The organism is Brakhagea slesvicensis, assembly GCF_052161625.1.
GTDB lineage: Bacteria > Planctomycetota > Planctomycetia > Pirellulales > Pirellulaceae > JBKCUI01.
The window spans coordinates 578,233-595,765 of record NZ_CP197412.1 but is presented as its reverse complement, the minus strand read 5'-3'; the positions used below and the strand labels follow the sequence as shown (position 1 = coordinate 595,765).

8 protein-coding genes are annotated in these 17,533 nt (G+C 49.6%); all 8 read left to right on the top strand.

Annotated features, from left to right (window positions below; translation table 11 throughout):
* Positions 1 to 62: 62 nt before the first annotated feature.
* Genes mads1 through mads8 form a run of 8 tightly spaced genes read left to right on the top strand, consistent with a single transcriptional unit; the run spans position 63 to position 17,447 of the window.
* Positions 63 to 269, top strand: coding sequence for a methylation-associated defense system helix-turn-helix domain-containing protein MAD1 (mads1, locus tag SH467x_RS02160; protein ID WP_482369678.1), 207 nt, complete (start codon positions 63 to 65; stop codon positions 267 to 269).
* Positions 269 to 2,608: a methylation-associated defense system DNA methyltransferase MAD2 gene (mads2, locus tag SH467x_RS02155; protein ID WP_482369677.1), complete on the top strand. Its 2,340-nt coding sequence runs from the start codon at positions 269 to 271 to the stop codon at positions 2,606 to 2,608. Before mads1 ends, mads2 begins: the two co-directional genes overlap by 1 nt.
* The gene (mads3, locus tag SH467x_RS02150) at positions 2,605 to 3,918 is read left to right on the top strand and encodes a methylation-associated defense system AAA family ATPase MAD3 (protein ID WP_482369676.1); all 1,314 of its coding nucleotides are present in this window, start codon (positions 2,605 to 2,607) and stop codon (positions 3,916 to 3,918) included. The genes mads2 and mads3 overlap by 4 nt, the downstream gene beginning before the upstream one ends.
* Positions 3,915 to 4,565, top strand: a complete 651-nt coding sequence (mads4, locus tag SH467x_RS02145) for a methylation-associated defense system protein MAD4 (RefSeq protein ID WP_482369675.1) — start codon at positions 3,915 to 3,917, stop codon at positions 4,563 to 4,565. Before mads3 ends, mads4 begins: the two co-directional genes overlap by 4 nt.
* Complete coding sequence (gene mads5, locus SH467x_RS02140) at positions 4,474 to 6,009, top strand: methylation-associated defense system restriction endonuclease subunit S MAD5 (protein ID WP_482369674.1); 1,536 nt, start codon at positions 4,474 to 4,476, stop codon at positions 6,007 to 6,009. The genes mads4 and mads5 overlap by 92 nt, the downstream gene beginning before the upstream one ends.
* A complete protein-coding gene (mads6, locus tag SH467x_RS02135; protein WP_482369673.1) occupies positions 6,009 to 10,244 on the top strand; it encodes a methylation-associated defense system protein kinase MAD6 in 4,236 nt (1,411 codons plus the stop codon). The genes mads5 and mads6 overlap by 1 nt, the downstream gene beginning before the upstream one ends.
* Entirely contained in the window at positions 10,231 to 11,925 is a 1,695-nt protein-coding gene (gene mads7, locus SH467x_RS02130; protein WP_482369672.1) for a methylation-associated defense system protein MAD7, read from the top strand. Before mads6 ends, mads7 begins: the two co-directional genes overlap by 14 nt.
* The gene (gene mads8 / locus SH467x_RS02125; protein WP_482369671.1) at positions 11,922 to 17,447 is read left to right on the top strand and encodes a methylation-associated defense system ATP-binding protein MAD8; all 5,526 of its coding nucleotides are present in this window, start codon (positions 11,922 to 11,924) and stop codon (positions 17,445 to 17,447) included. Before mads7 ends, mads8 begins: the two co-directional genes overlap by 4 nt.
* Positions 17,448 to 17,533: the final 86 nt, after the last annotated feature.

The following is a 17,533-nucleotide window of genomic DNA, read 5'->3' as shown; positions in this document are numbered from 1 at the left end:
GACGCCATGTGTGCTAGCTATGAAAATTCTGTTTTCCGCAGACCCGTTTGAAGGGACAAACTATGGATGACCGCTGGTTCTCAGTTGACGAAATTGCTGAGTATCTCGGCGTTTCGAAGGACACGGTCTACGCCTGGGTAACCGGCAAAGGGATGCCTGGACACAAGGTTGGTCGATTTTGGAAGTTCAAGAAAGAAGATGTCGACGAGTGGGTTCGGCTTGGCGGAGCTGCTTCAAGTACGGATGAACTTGGGGAGAAAAAGGACTAATGGCCCGCAGAACCAAATCGGAAATACTGTCAAACCTGTCGGCTGATCGATTGCGTCATTTAGCTGATTGTTTCGACCTCGGTGGATCGCGACGCACAAAGCAGCACACTGTCGATGCGTTTGTATCTGCTCGACGTATCGGTCTCGGTCAGATTCTCGAGCGACTCAATGTAGCGGAACTAAAGGGAGTCATGAGCGCGTACGGACAGTCGCCAAACGGAAAAAATAAAGCTCAACTGATCGAGACGATCCAAGGAGGTACGTCCAAATCAAATTCAAATAAAATGAGGATCACATCAGTGGCAAAGAAATCGCAACAACGCCAGAACGATACATCCGGTACCAATGAAGACGGTGTTGACAGTGAGTCTCTGTCGCTTGAAGAGGGCTCAATCCTTGACTACATCACCAATGAGCCAGTCAAAGACACTCCCAAGGAACAGGTTCGCCAGCGAATTGCGCGAGCCTTCTTTCATGAGTATGGCATCTCTGTCGATGACATGGTTCCCGATTTCAAAGTAAGAGTTGATGGACGCCTAAAGAAGCTAGACATCGCAATTTTCGAAGCTGGCGCAGAGCATACCGAGGAGCATATTCGTCGACTGGTGGTTTGCGAAAAAGAGCCCACGAACGGTCGTAAGAGCGCGTACAAGATGCGGTCACCCGAGGAGGCGGAGAAAGAATTCAGCGTACTGAAGGCCGCGATGACAGAGGCTCCGAATTGCAAGTATGGCTTGTGGACAAATGGCCTGGAGTTCTTCTTTTTTGAGAAGGAATCAACTCGTTTCGATGTGAAGTTCAAGTCGATCGGTGACTGGCCTTTGGCTGACGAATCGGTGGGCACTCGTGATGTAGCATCGGCTGCCAAAATGCGGCGCGCGGAGCCAGAGATGCTACGCACCGCATTTCGTCGGTGCCACAACTTCATTCATGGCAATGAAGGAATGTCAAAGGATACAGCGTTCTGGCAGTTCTTGTACTTGATTTTCTGCAAGATGTACGATGAACGTCAATCAAGCGACCTTCGCAGATTCTGGGCAGGCCCAACCGAACAATTTGATGAGCAGGGCCGGCGTGATATTAAGAAACGTATTGTCTCTCTCTTTGAAGACGTAAAGAAGAAGTACAAAGCGATATTCAAAGGAAACGAGGAAATAGCTCTCTCCGACCGGGCGCTGTCATTCATGGTCTCTGAGCTGGCCAAATACGATTTTGGCAGAACTGATGTCGACGCCAAGGGCGCAGCTTATCAGGAAATAGTCGGCGCCAACTTGCGTGGCGATCGCGGTCAGTACTTCACGCCTCGTGGTGCCATCAAGCTCATGGTCCAAATGTTGGACCCCAAACCGAACGAACGAGTTCTCGATCCCGCCTGTGGAACCGGCGGATTTCTTGTTGCAACGGTGGCTCACATCCTAGGCAAATACAAAGTCGAAACTCCGTCGAAAGGCGAGGATACTGCTGATAGCTTAGTTGCAGGCAACTCGGTACGCGATTTCGTCGATGACTACCTGTTTGGTGCGGACTTCGACCCGGCTCTCGTGCGTGCCACTACGATGAACCTTATGATGGCAGCAGGTTCGAAAGGGAATGTTTTTCATATTGATTCATTGACATTCCCTGATGGACACCTCGACGGACTTAAGGAAGCAAAAGATAAGATTCCTTTGGGCTCTTTTGATGTATTGATGACAAACCCTCCATTCGGATCTGATATTCCAATTACGGACCCGGGAGTACTCGGCAAGTATGACCTTGCTGCAAAATGGGCGACGGCAGACGGATCGTTTCAAAAGGGAGATGGATATCATTCCTCAGTTGCTCCAGAGATTCTGTTCATTCAGCGCGCAATTGAATGGCTGAAGCCCGGCGGAAGAATGGGCATTGTATTGCCCGATGGTATCCTTGGAAATCCTGCAACGGAATACATCAGGCATTGGATCATGCGGCAGTGCTATGTATTGGCTTCTGTAGACCTTCCGGTCGAGACGTTTATAGTTGAGGCAAACGTCAACATTCTTACTAGTCTAATTTTTCTGAAGAAGAAAACTCAATCAGAAATTCAAGCTGAAGATCTGGGCCGCAAGGTGGACTACCCAGTCTTTATGGCAGTTGCGGAGAAAGTGGGCTTTGATCGACGAGGTGTACCGATTTACAAGCGTACTCCAGATGGTGAGGAGATTCTCGTTGAGCAAGAGGAGTCGGAACGCATCCGTATCGGCGGTAAAGTTGTTGTACGGACCTTACGCCGAAAAAAGAAAGTCCCTGATAACGACCTCCTAGAGATCGCCAAAGCCTTCCGTGAGTTTCGTGATAAGAATCCGGAGCCCGGCACATGATTACACGTATCGAAGCTACTCGCTATCGTTGCCTCGAATTCCTGGATATCGACTTGCAGTCATTCGCGGTGCTAGTGGGCGCTAATGGAGCGGGTAAAACGACGTTCCTGGATATTCTGGGCCTCCTAGGGGATTGTCTGCGCCAACGAGAGATTGGACAAGCATTCACGACTCGCCAGAATGATCGGCCTGCGCGGGGAGCGACACTAAATGAGTTTGTATTCAATGGACAGGGAGCAGAATTCATTCTGGCAATTGAGGCGATCTTACCTGAAGAGATCATCAAACAGCTTCTGCCGATCCAAACGAAATCTGCACAAGACAACCACGATCACAACCTGCGTTTCATTCGCTATGAAGTACGATTTAGAATAGTGGATGACCGCCAACTTACGATACGAAACGAGTATCTGTTTTTGTTTTCTAACTTTTCTCAGCCAGACCGCGGAAAGGGGATTGCCAGTGATGTCGTTCATGGATTGAGAGTTTTTGGGGATGCAACTCCCAAAAAGGATTGGCGATTCATCATCCAACGAGGCCAGTCTGCAAATCTTGATAGCGTGACTTTCAGGGCAGAAAAGCCAAAGCTGGCAAAACCCAAATCCTTCCCGATTGATCAGGGAATGCTTGCTCTTCCTCGGATGCAATTTGAATCGGCTGAAGAGTTTCCGGCTTCTCGTTGGTTGTTAAACGTATTGACGTCGTCATGTGTAACGTACCATCCTGACATCAATTTACTTCATTCAGCAAGCCCTCCAGGTCTACCTGATGTGTTAATGCCAAACGCTGCGAATCTTCCATGGCTAGTATTGGATTTGCAAAAGGATACTGAGCGTTTCAACGCCTGGGTGCAGCATGTTAAAACAGCGCTCCCTCAAATCAGTACTATCAAAGCGAAGGAACGAGAGGACGATCACCACGCATATCTGGCGGTTACATATAACGGTGGGTACGAGGTGACATCATCGGGATTATCTGAAGGTACATTGCGTGTTCTAGCACTGACAGTGCTTCCTTACCTGCTAAATCGACCGGCGGTAATTGTTATTGAGCAGCCCGAAGACGGTATCCACCCGCAAGCGATTGAAGCCGTATTGCAGTCCTTGGGCTCGGTCTACGATTCACAAGTACTAATTAGCTCACATTCCCCTGTCGTGTTGGCGATGAGTAAGCTTGACCAAGTGTTATGCTCGAGAATTGCACCAAACGGGGCGGCAACCATTGTGCAAGGCAGCGAACACCCTCGTTTGAAAGAATGGAAGGGAACCATTGATCTTGGTTCCCTTTTCGCGGCGGGGGTGCTCAGATGAGAGACATCGGTTTTTATGTTGCAGATATAAGCATGGAAAACGCAATAAGCGGTTTCTTGTCGAGGCCCGATTTTCACCTACCACACAATCTGGGGACTCGTAAATTTCAATTTGATGCTAGAGAAGACATGTTACGTGCGGGGGGGCATGATCCAGGTCTTTACTCAATTGGGCATGATCTTATTCAAATATTCAGAACGTCGCATGAGAAAGTTGTAGTGATTTTAGATGCCGAGTGGCAGGGGGCGCCACCTCCACAAGTTATTCAGCAGCAATTGTCCGAGCGGATATTGAAAACGGGATGGACTCCTGACCGATTTAAGGTGATTGTAATCGATCCAGAGTTGGAAGCATGGATCTGGCAGCGAAACCAACGAGTTGCAAAACAACTAAAGTTTAATAGCGTTGCGGAAATGGTTGGCGTTGTAGTTTCAACTGGTATTGCCTGGCCTGATGAGGCCCCAAAGCCAGCTCGGCCCAAAGAGGCTCTCGAAGCAATTGCAAGAAATCGACGGATCGGTTGGTCTTCTGCAATTCATCGATCCATTACAGAGAATGTTACCCTCGTTGGATGTCAAGACCCTTCGTTTATTGAGTTGCGTGATACCCTCCAGGCCTGGTTTCCACCTTCAGCGACAGCTTCATGAGCATGCGTTCCAACCTCTATCTGCTCTACCATGTGTCAGTAGCCTCGGAGTTCAAAAGTTGATAATCAAACAAATACCTGCATCGTGGCTAATTGCAGAACAGCATCGCTTGGATTGTGGGCCGTTCACATCTGGTGGCATTGAGGCTCGAAATCGGCTAAAGCGTCTTAAGACCGAGCCCCTTGTTACGCTTACGCGGAATGGTTTAGCGGGTATTTATCACGTCGGCATGGACAAACTTCGATGGGTTGATGGCCCCGAGCATGGCGTGCCATTTTTGGGTAGCTCAGACATACTCAAGGCTGATCTTCGCAATCAGCCGTTTATTTCAAATCATCAAGTAGAAAACAATCCATTGTTTCGATGTCCCATGGGAACAACATTGATCACACGATCTGGCACAATTGGTCGTCTTGCATATGCAAGGCTCGACCTTTCGCGCGTTGCCATTTCGCAGGACGTTCTAAAAGTTGTGCCTGATAATAGTTTTGTGAAATCTGGCTATTTGTATGCTTTCCTGTCATCGAAGTACGGTATTCCCCAAATTACTGGTGGAACGTTTGGGTCGATCATAGTGCATATCGAAGCCGAGAATATTGCGAATATGCCAGTACCACGCCTGGGGCGAGTGATCGAGCTCGAGGCCCATGAACTGGTGGAAAGAGCTTCCAATAACCGATCAGAGGCGGCGAGGCTCCGGAATAACTCACAAACGCTATTTGCTTCTTTACTTAACCTTCCAGACATGTCCCTGTCGGGTACTCCATTATCATTCATTTCTTATCGAGTTACTTCTCGAAAGCTTGGTCGGCTCGATGCAGCTTATCATTCTCCCTTTGGAGTGCATGCTGCTACTGCGTTCGCCAAATTCGAGCCGACAAGACTTCTTGGAGAAGTTGCAGACGTTTTTCAAACCAACATTTTTAAGCGGCCATACGTTGACGATCCGCAGTATGGTTATCCGTATTATTCCGGAGCTGAATTGTTCACGTATGATCCGGAGCCTCGTGGCTACCTGCGCAAAAGCGCACCTGGAATCCATCAATACATAGTGAATAAAGACTTTCTATTGATGCAAGATGCTGGCCAGCTTGGGGGGCTCATCGGACGCGTTATGAGAGTAACTAAACAACAAGACTTGAGTGTCGTGTCGAATCACTTGATTCGAATAAACACGGTTAATCGGAATGACTCAGCATATCTTTTTACTTTACTATCATCATCAATTGGCTATCGTGCAGTTGTTCGGAATGCGTTTGGAAGTTCAATCCCGCAACTTGAGTCGGCGCATCTTGCGCAGATCTCCATTCCATGGCCCGAAGAATCAATCCGACGAAAGATTGCTGATCCGATCTTAGAATCATGGGATCTTGAAGACGCCGCAACAGACTTTGACCATGAGGCTATAGCACTCGTAGAGAAAGCCATCGAGGAGGCTTCGTAATGGCCAAAGTTATTCCGATAGGTGATCCAGTCAATGACGCAGAACGTCGAGCGATTGCGCATCTTCGTGACAACCTACCTGATACGTTTCTCATTCTCCACAATTTTGAAATCAAACGCGGTGATCAGTCGTTGGAGATTGATATCGCTATTGTTGCCCCGCACGCCGTCTTTCTCGTGGACGCTAAAGGTACACGGGGCACCATGGAAGTTATCGGTACAAAGTGGTATCCGGAAGGTCGTGAGCCGTTCACATCACCGTTACTCAAGCTCCGTAGTCATGCAAGATCCATGAAGGGACTGATTACTGATAGTCATCCCGGTCGAAACGACCTCGGGGGCATCTTTGTGGATGCGGTTATTTTGTTGACGTCTGATGACGCGGTTTTGAACGACCCCAGCGGACGAGATTTTATGGATGTTGTGTCGCTGAAAAAGTCTGCTGCATTCTTTCAAGCGATGGAACGCGTACCTAGTAGGTTCAACCCAAGAATATCCACTTTCCAGAGCATCATTCTCAAGGCGATTCAGGGTGTAGCCAAAAAACGAACCGGCCCACTTCGCTTCGGCAACTGGGAAGTCGCTGAGCGACTCGGCGCTTCGGAATTATTCACCGAATACAGAGCATTCAACATTTTCACGGGCCCCAAGGCAGGGCACGTTCGCCTTCGCGTCTACCAGGCCGATCCCTATCTACCATCGGAACAGCGGATTGCCCAACGCAAACGGATCGGCAATGCGTACGAGGCGCTTAACAGAATGCCACCGCACCCCAATATAATCGGAGCGCGAGACTTCTTCCCAACAGAGAGCGAAGATGGCTATGTTCTGGTAACCGAAGACGTTCCTGGGCAAGCTCTTCGTTTGCATCTGGACAAGCCGAGTTTGGCATTGACGCTCGATCAGAAGCTGCATGCTGCGAAGGGGCTTCTTTCCGCACTTGAACACGCACATCGATACGGTGTCATACATCGAAACATGTCGCCGAGTTGTGTTCTTTTGAGTGCTGACGGTCATCTACGACTAACAGGCTTTGACTTCGCCCGTTCTGGAACAGATCGGACACATACAATCGCGAGTTCGATTGTGGATGAGATCGATGAAGACTACATGGCCCCGGAGGTAAACCGTGAACCTCAAGCAGCATCGCCGTCCTCAGACGTTTTTAGTGCTGGCTTAATCCTCTACGAAACGTTTACTGGAGATCGGCCATTCAAAGACCAATCTGAGATATTTAGCCAGAGCGGTGTTTTCCCTCAGAAGCCATCCAGCCTTCGCAGTGAACTTTCGACGGGCTACGACAACTGGCTTCAACGTCTTTGCTCTTTCGATCCCGACAAGCGACCTTCAGCAAAATGGGCATTGGAGAGATTAATTGAGCTCGCAAGTCCATCAACTTTAACCGAGCCAAAGCCAAAGTCGGTTTCTTCTGCATCCGTTTCTTTGCCAAAGATTCCGCCTGTTGATTACAGCAAGCTGGAATCTGGAATGCAGTTGACCAGCAAGTATGTTATCGAGAAACGTCTAGGTCGCCCGGGTTCATTCGGTGTTGTGTACAAAGCAATAGATACGCTTGGTGATGTCCCACGAGCGATCAAACTTATTCTTCGTGATCGTCACTCAACAATTGATCGGCTAAAGAAAGAGTATCGCACCCTGCTGCGAACTCCCGAACACCCCAATGTCGTCCGTGTATTTGATGCAGATTTGTTGCCCGGCAATGGACCACCATTTATCGTCTTTGAGTACGTGAACGGATTTGATGTAGGTGAGATGATCGAAGGCGGGGTGCTTTCACCGGAGGATACGCTTGACCTAGCACGCCAGGTGGTCGCAGGCCTAGTACATTTGCATCAACATGAAGTCTACCATTGTGATATCAAGCCTCGCAATTTGCTGTGGACGGATAAGGGCGTAAAGATCATCGACTTTAATGTGTCGGTGATTGCCGAGTCAGATGAGGGACATGGAGGAGGTTCTCGTCGCTATCTGCCACCCGACCTCGATCTTTCTGTCGACCCCACAATCACTGAGCTTGCAGATCGAGACATCTATGCTCTTGGGATAACGCTATACGAAGCGCTTACGGGTAGGTATCCTTGGGAAACTACAGTGCCACCTCCAGGAATACCTGCTACTGACCCGCGTGAGGTTAATGGCCCAAACGATTTGACACCAGAGTTCGTAGCAGTTCTGCTCAAAGCGATTTCCCCTCAACGCTCAGATCGCTTTGCCTCGGCTGTGGAGCTTCGGGACGCCTTGTCGACACTCAAGCAAGCCCGTCGAATCGTACCTCCTGCAAAAGATGCATCGACGACTTGGGCCGAAGCAGGATTAGGTGACGGGGGCGTGATTCCCGCCAATACGAATCCCTTCGTTAATTACTTGCTTACCCTGTACAGTCAAAGCCAGTACAGCAACAGCGGTACCCGTGGCCTCGATTCTCTTGGACAGAAGATCTATGTCGATAGCGCTCTCGATAGGGAACTAACACCAACAATTTTTGCTGGAGAACTTGGTCTCGTCCTAATCACTGGAAATGCTGGAGACGGCAAGACTGCCTATCTTCAAAAGTTAGAGGGACATGCCAAATCTCGCGGCGCAATATTCGATCCGCCTCTACTCAATGGCTATCGCTTCGCGATGGACGGTCGAACATTTTTGAGCAATTTCGACGGAAGCCAAGACGAAGGGGAAAGACAAAATGACGATGTACTTCGTGAGTTCTTTGGTCCTTACGCTGGAAAGAATCCGGCAAAATGGCCCAAGAATGAGATTCGATTGATTGCGATTAATGAAGGACGCCTGGTCGATTTCCTATCTGCAGAGGGCTCGAACTTTTCGATGCTTACGGAAATCGTATTGAAGGGCTTGAAGACCGGTGTTCCAGAACACCGTGTGGGAGTGGTTAATCTGAATTTGCGAAGTGTGGTTGCAGGCAGTCTTGCGACCGACGGTTCGTTGCTGGAACGGCTCCTTCGTCGCATGACCAATAAAAAGTTCTGGAAACCATGCCAGAACTGTGACCTGAAGGACCGATGCTACGCCCACCACAATGCACTGACGATCCAGGATGAAACAGCAGGGCCAAAAGTTATAGAGCGACTTCATGCACTGTATACGCTGACACACCTTAGAGGGCGTCTGCATATTACACTTCGTGATCTTCGATCGGCGCTGGCATATATGCTTGCAGGTATACGAAGTTGCGCTGAGATCCACACACTGTATCAAACAGGTCAACGCGAAGAAATCATTCAGGGGTTCTATTTCAACAGTTGGATGGGAGGCGACGAACCGAACGCGGATCGGCTGCTGACACTTTTGAAAGACGTGGATGTCGGACCTGCAGTTGACCCTCGCTTAGATCGGGCTTTAGATTTTGTTTCGCCAACCGAGGATCGCAGCCTTTTCAGCTTTGCTCAACGTGGCACCTATGACGAAGAGATTCTTCGTCGCAGTTTTGACGAGCTTCCCCGAGAGATTGCAAATAAATCAGGAAAGTTCCGCGCCGAAGCCCATCAGAAATACGTGGCCCTTTTGAGACGCCGCTCTTTCTTTGAACGCCGTGACAGCAGTTGGAAAGCGATGTTGCCATACCGCTCAGCGGAGCAACTCCTAACAATCATCGCGAATCGTAGCGTTACGTCCGGAGCAGCTGGAGATGTGCGAGAACACTTATCGTCTTACCGTTTAGCAGAGAAGCATGCAGCCAGCTCCTACGAAGGCGATCTTCCTGCGGATCTACTTGGAGAGATTATTTCTGGAATCAATCGTGGAGAAGGCTTATCGAATCCTCGCATACTACAAGGCAGCCTCGCACTTAAGGTAAGAGATGTTGAGAACGGCTCGATTCGAAGTTATCGAGTATTTCAGAGCGAGCGTTTTTCTCTTCAGCTACTAGATGATGCCGCGAGAGCTCGATTTGTCGAGCATCTGCCCTCGGGGTTGGTTTTGAAGTATGAGGGCGACAATCAGAGCGATGCCGAGCTTGTCATCAATCTTGATATCTTCGAAATGCTACAGAGGCTTAACGCGGGATATCGTCCCAGCGTTGAGGAGGAGCAAGGCTATTATCTTAGCCTTGCGGTATTCAAAAACATTCTTGGCTCGGCGCCGTATCAAGATGTACTTCTTACCACGACCGGTCATGACTTCTTTCAAGTGAAGCGATTGTTAGACGGACGATTGGAAATGTCTCGAGCGAAGATGGAGGTTGGCAATGCCGATTTCTAAGAAAGATCGAGAGTTTCGACTCCCGAAGATTAGCTACCTTGATTTCAAGTACCTCGAGATGGATCGCGTGCTAACCGCCCTGTTCGCCCGTCTCGCACATAATGGTTTTCCAAGTCGGCTACGAAGAAAGGCTGATCTGACGGTCGAAGCGTTCGTTGAAGAATTTTTGGAGCATCCTGAATGGTTTACAGGATTCGAGGCAAATCGCGATATCCTAGAAAAATGGGTTGAGACTCATTTGATGGATGTTGTCAATCGTGGAAAAGCTAACCAAGCGGTTGCAGCGCCTCGCCCCCTTCACGGGTTTACGTATCGTTTTCGTAACCCGCGACACTCTCGCGATTATGGCGCTGCACAGCAGATCTATGAAATGTTGTTTAACGCTCGGCATGGCGCCGGCCAAAGGGCTCTGGAGCATCTGCAGGCATTCTTTTTTCAAGGCCATGATCGGGTTACCGGAAGTCCTACCGCCGACACCACACTTGATGTTGAAACACAGGCCTTGCTTAGACTTCTAAACCAAGTTGAGGATGCCGCAGATACTAAGACCAATCGCGAAAGCTATCCACCTCTCTGCGTCGGCGCTGCGGATTTGTTGGCAGAAGATATTCAGCGATTGTTGTTCTATCAGCGATTCATTCCACGATCAGTGATGGTGGACTACTTGAAGATATTGCTGAGTTTTCACCTGGCTCTCTATCATTTGAGGCTTGCGAAGTTGCTACCGCTACTCGTGAGGCGTAAAGGTGGTGATCCGATTTGCTCGGGGGCGGCGTGTCCAATGAGCCCTCGTAACTCAGAGAATCCTCAGGGTGATTGTCCTTACAAAATTGAGCTCTTTGTGGATATGGCCGGCCAACCCGATTCGCAAATCGCCAGGTTGGCAGAAAAGAGTGCGGATTTTCATTATCGCCGAATACCTGCGTTTGTGAAAGCTTATTACGCAACAAGAAAGCTTGATGAGTTTGCCGCAGATTTGGTGAGAAGAGGAAAGGCGACAAGGCCCGCATCCGGGGCTTTCTCTGTCGGTGATGTGCTTCAGCTTCTTGACCCAATGCACAAAGGGGAACGCGAGAAGTTCTTTGGACAACGGGTTTACGGACTCATTCAAGACTCCTCTGGGAGTGACGAGTCTGATCTAGACCCCGAACTCAAAGCGGTTAGTGGGATTGGCTTGAGTGAATTCGACACTTACATCGAGATGCTAGTGGCTGCCCGAGGTGGCTTCCATAAGCGATATATGACGGAGTGTTTTGATTCACTTCTACTAAAGAATCGATCTGGGGCTTTGCTTGCACAAGGACGCACGAAGAGTGCTCCGCGGCGATTCGTTCTGGATAGCCGACTACTCGAAGTAATTCTGCAGATCGCGGTTTTGAAGCCCGGTGGCGTACTCGGCTATCATACCGGTGAATTGCGTATAGACGAACTTTTGGGATTTCTCCGTGGTCGTTACGGGATCTGCATTTCGCAGCTGCCGATCGGAGACGGGTTTGGCCACCCGACCATCGAAGACCAAAAGGCCTTGCGCGATAACTCTCGTGCGTTCCTAGTTCGACTCCGAGAGGTTGGCTTCTATCGAGACCTGTCAGACGCGTATGTCACGCAAACAGTGACTCCTCGCTATCGCATCGAGAAAGAAGGATCGCTTTTAAACCAGACCTCAGGAGGTGACTTGTGACAAAGGGGCTGCGAGAACTTCAGGCGACCGACCTTGCTGTCGAGCTTGAGAAAGCAATCCTGCCGGTGCTTTCGGCTGAACTTGCGTCTCGATCTGACGGGCATTGCATGAGAATATCGGACCTAGATATGGATCTGATGATTCGCTTGTGCGAAGGACTGCAGGAGCTTGTTCCTACAGCGAAGTCTGTCATTCTCACAGATGGTCAGAGTCTTGGCGTGCCTCCAGTAATGGCGGTTACAAGTACCAAGCTTGTCGAGCTTAGAAACCCCAACCCAGATGGAAGTCTTAGGGCTCCGTTACTCGTTTTTGTACCATGCGGCCTTCGTGCATCTGCGGAAGATTCATTTGGAATAGCGACCTTTGAAGAAATCAATTTGGACGGTGTGTACGGTCGGCTCCGTACGGAGCTACTTGGGTTCGTCCCTTCTATGAATCGCGGTGCGTTAAGTGAGGGCCTTGCAAGACTTTCAAATGAGGAACGCCCATGGCCTTACATTGATGACGCTTCTGTCGTGCGTTACTTATTAACTGGAAAATCTAATGGAGGCGATTCAGAAGCCTACGGTGCCGCTCTGTATGAGCTCGGACTGATTCCTGACTTCGAGCTGTTCAACGAGCCAGCAAAAGTTCCGCAGAAGCTAATGCGCAATCGAGACTGTGTCGCAATGATCACTTGGTCTGCGAAATCAGAGCGCGGAAGAGTTCTTGATTTGGGCTTAATGAATCGAGGGTTTAGAAATGAACTGGGTACCTATTTGACAGATGTCGGTGTTGAAGATCCGAAACAATGGACACGTCGGATCGTACTCGACCGAAATCTGTGGAAGCTTGCGTTCAATCGTTGGGAATTCGAAGACGGTGGCGAAGAGCCGGATTCCATCTGCATTCATAACGTGAAAGCGGATCTACCCGTTCTTGATGAAGAAAGTGCTGGTGAAAGGCTCGATCAGCTTCTGGGACAACAAGTTCTTCCATTAGGCGCCCAAGGACTAAAGAAATTTAGTGTCTCGTTTCAGGTAGATCCCATTCCCAATCGGGTCAACGGCCTTGCCAAGTTCGTTGCTCAGGTGATCTCACAAACCGGAGGTCCAATTGGACTGTTGCGCAGTAAAACAGTTTGGAAATCTGGGGCACAGCAGGCAACGATCTCGTTTACAAAACTTAGCAAAGTTGATTGGGAAGAGGGTTGGCATTTTGTCAGGCTTTTGCCGCAAACGGAGGAAGGCGATTTGATCCCTATTGTAGATGAATTGGGTAATCCACTTCCATGGGCTGCAACTGATGAAGCCGCCTACCGGAAATGCAATGAAAGCGATCTGTTTTATGTGCTTCCTTCCGACGAAGTTGATGTAGAGCCACCGCAACGAGCCATTCCGAACGACGGAAGCGTCGCGCACGCGACCATGAGGCTGCAGTTTACTGCAGTGGCTGACGGTCGAGATCCCAAGTCCATCAAAGCTTCCTCGATCGGATGGGCTGAGAATCGTGCGTATGCCAAGGGTAGAGAATCGGATCACATTGAAGTGAAATTTCCGCGTGAGGGAACAATCCACATTCCCGTGCCACGACCGCTCAAGATACTCGAGCAGAAGATTTTGAACGAGCCAGAGGGGCCAATTTCCTGGTGGCTACCAATCAATTGCGGGATTGTTGGGGCAAGTTCGGGTGAGTCTGTGCGCTGGCCAAGCACGCCAGCTACACAGCGGTTTCTTGAAAGCCGACGAAAATACTTTGCTGCTATCCAGCAAGTCGAAAAGCAGCTGATAACTCAAGCCGCAAATCTCGATGACTTGCGATCATTGGTCATGGATTATGCCGCTCGCTACATCGACCTTCTTCAAGAGTTGCTGCATCGAACATCAAGCACAGATCCAGCAGAGTCTCAGGCATCTTTAGCAAATTTGCGAGCAGTGCTCGCCGTTGATTCGGTATTACTGGTGATTACCGACCATCGAGATGCTCGAAAGGAGGCTACTCTTGTTGCCCCAACGCATCCTCTGCGTGCGTTGTGGCTTAGTGCTTGGGCGACGTTAGGGAATGCATGGATTAATCAGTCACGTAGTGCCAAAGATCATATTACAGCTGCGCGTGATGTACTCTTGAAGCAACTAGCACCAGTTTCATTTCCCCCGATTCTGCCAACCGAATCGGGTCATTTATTGTGCGCGGTTGAAAGCATCAATCCCTTTTGGTCATTGTATGCGCCCACATTCGAAGACAATCCTCGTGGATTGCTAGGGGATGTTTGTGCGTCGCTTGGTATACCAGAACCCGCAATTGGCGGAGCCACTATCGATGGCGAGTATTTAGCATCTCGCGTGCGGAGATATCTGCTGCAGCACCCATACATTCAAACACTCGTAATTAATGCATTCAATGCAGGCTCTGGCTCACTACTTGCGGACATGCTTCTGTCCCTTCAACGCTCGGATATTGCCTCGCACCTGCACTTTGACATAACGCTATTTGTTCCTGATCCTGAGGCTCCGGGTGTAGGCGAAGCGATAGGTGAATTGCTTTCGCCATTAGCGAGCTTCACTGTGCGTGAAGCAGATGCCTTTGCGACTCCCTCTACTAGTCACCTTTACCCCAAACTACGGCTAGCCGTACGCGCTTCGAATGAGTTTCGCAAGAATCCCGATGCACATCCAGCGCATCTGTCATTCATGTTCGACGTTTTTCCGGCCGAGCATGTTTCCGTCACTAGATCGTCAATCGACGAAGCATGCTCCCCTGTGCATGGATTGATTCAGGACTTCGAAACTAAATATCGTGAAGAAGAGTCGGTCGTCACGTGGAGCCGAAGACCGCGTCACGGACAAGCGACACCACTTCCGGGAAATGACGAGTTGAGTGATTTGCTTGCCTCCTTGTCGGGAGCAATGTCGTCAGCGACAGTAACGGTTGCGACAGGACAGATAGGAGTTGACCTTCGTCCCGTGGTCACGCTCGCGCTTTCTGCTGAGGACCGCGCTCTGCTGCACCAATTGCACGAAGTGAGTGACTGGGTTCTGACTTTAGACCGAAACCTTGGTATCGAGTATTTTGATCATGGTGGACGAAGCCAAAGGCCAGACTATTTGATTGATCACTCTCCCGAGGGAATGGGACTTTCTGGACATCGCCTTGTTGTAACTTCCCGTTCTGTTGCGGAATTGGAAGCCATGATTCGACCAGTACTTAAGGCCTACAACTTGGATGCGGAGGGCCGGCATGCTGTAGCGGTTGTCGATCAGTTAAGACAACTTTCCGGCCGAATGGCATTGAAGCTGATTTCATCGTCGAATCAGCGAGCCGAGGCGCTGGGATTAGCACTGTCGCGTATGTACTTGGAACATCAGGGCGTTTTTGCAAATCAGATTGTTATTCCGCTGGACGCTCACTTAAACTTGTATCAAGCACTAAAGCTACATGCAGATGAAGCAGGTAATGAAGTAAGCTTCAGACGTACCGATTTAGCCCTATTTGACTTGAATGTCGCAGCGCGCCAGATAACCTGTCGGCTAGTCGAAGTTAAATGCTATGCACAAGTTGGAGATGTGGCCGCATACAACCAGCTTCAATCAAACATTGTTGGACAACTAGCACAAAGCGAAGAGGTGCTTAGTTTCCATTTTGACCCCAATCGCCAACCAATTGATCGCATTGATCGGCTCGCCAAGTCGCGAGAATTAGTTGAGCTTCTGGAGTTCTATTTGAACAGAGCAGAACGATATGGAATCGTAACGCTCGAGGCAGCCGAGGAAGCCCGATTTTTCCTTCGCACCATTGAAGATGGATATCGGCTCAGTTTCACTCGCAGTGCGCTAATTTTCGATTTCCAGCATCCAGGTACTGAGGGCGCTGAGAAAGACGCTGGAGTCGAGTTTCATCGTATTGGAGTTGATCTGATTCGGCAGCTAATTGAAGCTGCTGCTCCAGAGACGGAAAGCAGCACAGGGTTTCAACTTGCTGGTTCATTACCCGATGACGATCCATCCACTCCTCCCGGAATTGTCAATGCACAACGGAAGCGTGAACGAGCCCCATCAGTTCGCGCGGTGAAGGATGCTGCATTCATGGGTGAAGACAGAGATCGCACTGTTTCTTGGGATGATTTGCGGTCGAAGCGAACGCTGGGAGTCGCGGCAGACGAACTAACTTTTAGCACCGAAAAGACGGACACGAAATCGACGTCGGCAACGACAAAGAATGAATCGCCAGCCACAGCCCCTGTTGAAAAGCAAGTCGATGAACTTCCGCCCCAATCGTCCAACGCTCTTGCTTCAGAATCCAGTCACGTAATGGAAAGAACCCAACAGCCAGGACCAACCAACGTCGCTTATGATGTTGTATTGGGCGTAACATCTCCATCGCCTCAGTACGGGCTTATTGGAGACGTAGCGGGGCGGAAGGTCGCGCTTGATCTCAATCATACCCACACGATAAGCCTCTTCGGTGTCCAAGGAGGTGGCAAGAGTTACACCTTGGGTTCGATTGTAGAAATGTCGGCCATGCACATACCTGGGCTAAACTGCATTCCCCAGCCCTTGGCAACAGTGATTTTTCATTACAGCCAAACCATGGATTACGCTCCAGAGTTCACATCGATGGTACGTGCCAACAACGACGAAAAGGCAATTGCAGCTCTACGCGATACGTATGGTGTTGAACCTCAATCCCTGAAAGATGTGATACTCCTTGTTCCAGCGGACAAGCTAATCGAACGCAAAAATGAATATCCAGAACTGGAAGTGCAACCACTTAAGTTCGCTTCCTCCGAACTTCAAACTGGACACTGGCGATTCTTGATGGGGGCCGTGGGAAATCAGGCCACATATATTCGACAACTCAATCGAATCATTAAGTCTCTCAGAGGCGAGCTAAGCCTTCAGGCGTTGCGACAAGGGATCGACGAGTCTGGTCTCTCTGATCACTTGAAGGAACTAGCTCGATTGCGATTAGATCTAGCTGCCGAGTACATCGACGATCGCGTTCGCATCGGGTCTTTGATACGGCCGGGCAGCCTTATTATCGTTGACCTTCGGGATGAGTTTATCGAGAAAGATGAGGCCTTGGGGCTATTTGTTGTTTTGCTTCAGCTATTTGCGGACGTGCAACATCAAGGTAGCACCTTTAACAAACTAGTAGTGTTCGACGAAGCTCACAAATATGTTGACAATCAGGACCTTGTAGCAGGTCTCGTCGAGGTGGTTCGCGAGATGCGTCACAAAGGAACTAGCATATTGATTGCGAGCCAAGACCCACCGTCGGTCCCAGTACCACTGATTGAGCTTTCAAGTCAGATCATCCTTCACAAGTTTAACTCGCCAGCTTGGCTAAAGCACATTCAAAAAGCAAACGCAGCCCTTGCGGGGCTGACGCCAGAGCGGATGTCACAATTAAAGCCTGGAGAGGCGTTCATTTGGTCCAGTAAAGCTACAGATGAATCGTTCAGCAAGGGTGCAGTGAAAGTTCGTCTTCGCCCTCGCGTTACGTTGCATGGAGGTAGTACCAAAACCGCAGTTGCAAATGACTGAGGTTTTTTGGAAAAAAGATGTAGATCAAGAGAATCGCAGGAGAATTTCATTTCGTCAACTTGTTTTTAGAGTGTTCTAAGAGGGTA

Bases quoted from the DNA above. Each gene is read 5' to 3' on its own strand.
- mads1 (WP_482369678.1), top strand. From the start codon at position 63: ATGGATGACCGCTGGTTCTCAGTTGACGAAATTGCTGAGTATCTCGGC.
- mads2 (WP_482369677.1), top strand. From the start codon at position 269: ATGGCCCGCAGAACCAAATCGGAAATACTGTCAAACCTGTCGGCTGAT.
- mads3 (WP_482369676.1), top strand. From the start codon at position 2,605: ATGATTACACGTATCGAAGCTACTCGCTATCGTTGCCTCGAATTCCTG.
- mads4 (WP_482369675.1), top strand. From the start codon at position 3,915: ATGAGAGACATCGGTTTTTATGTTGCAGATATAAGCATGGAAAACGCA.
- mads5 (WP_482369674.1), top strand. From the start codon at position 4,474: ATGTTACCCTCGTTGGATGTCAAGACCCTTCGTTTATTGAGTTGCGTG.
- mads6 (WP_482369673.1), top strand. From the start codon at position 6,009: ATGGCCAAAGTTATTCCGATAGGTGATCCAGTCAATGACGCAGAACGT.
- mads7 (WP_482369672.1), top strand. From the start codon at position 10,231: ATGCCGATTTCTAAGAAAGATCGAGAGTTTCGACTCCCGAAGATTAGC.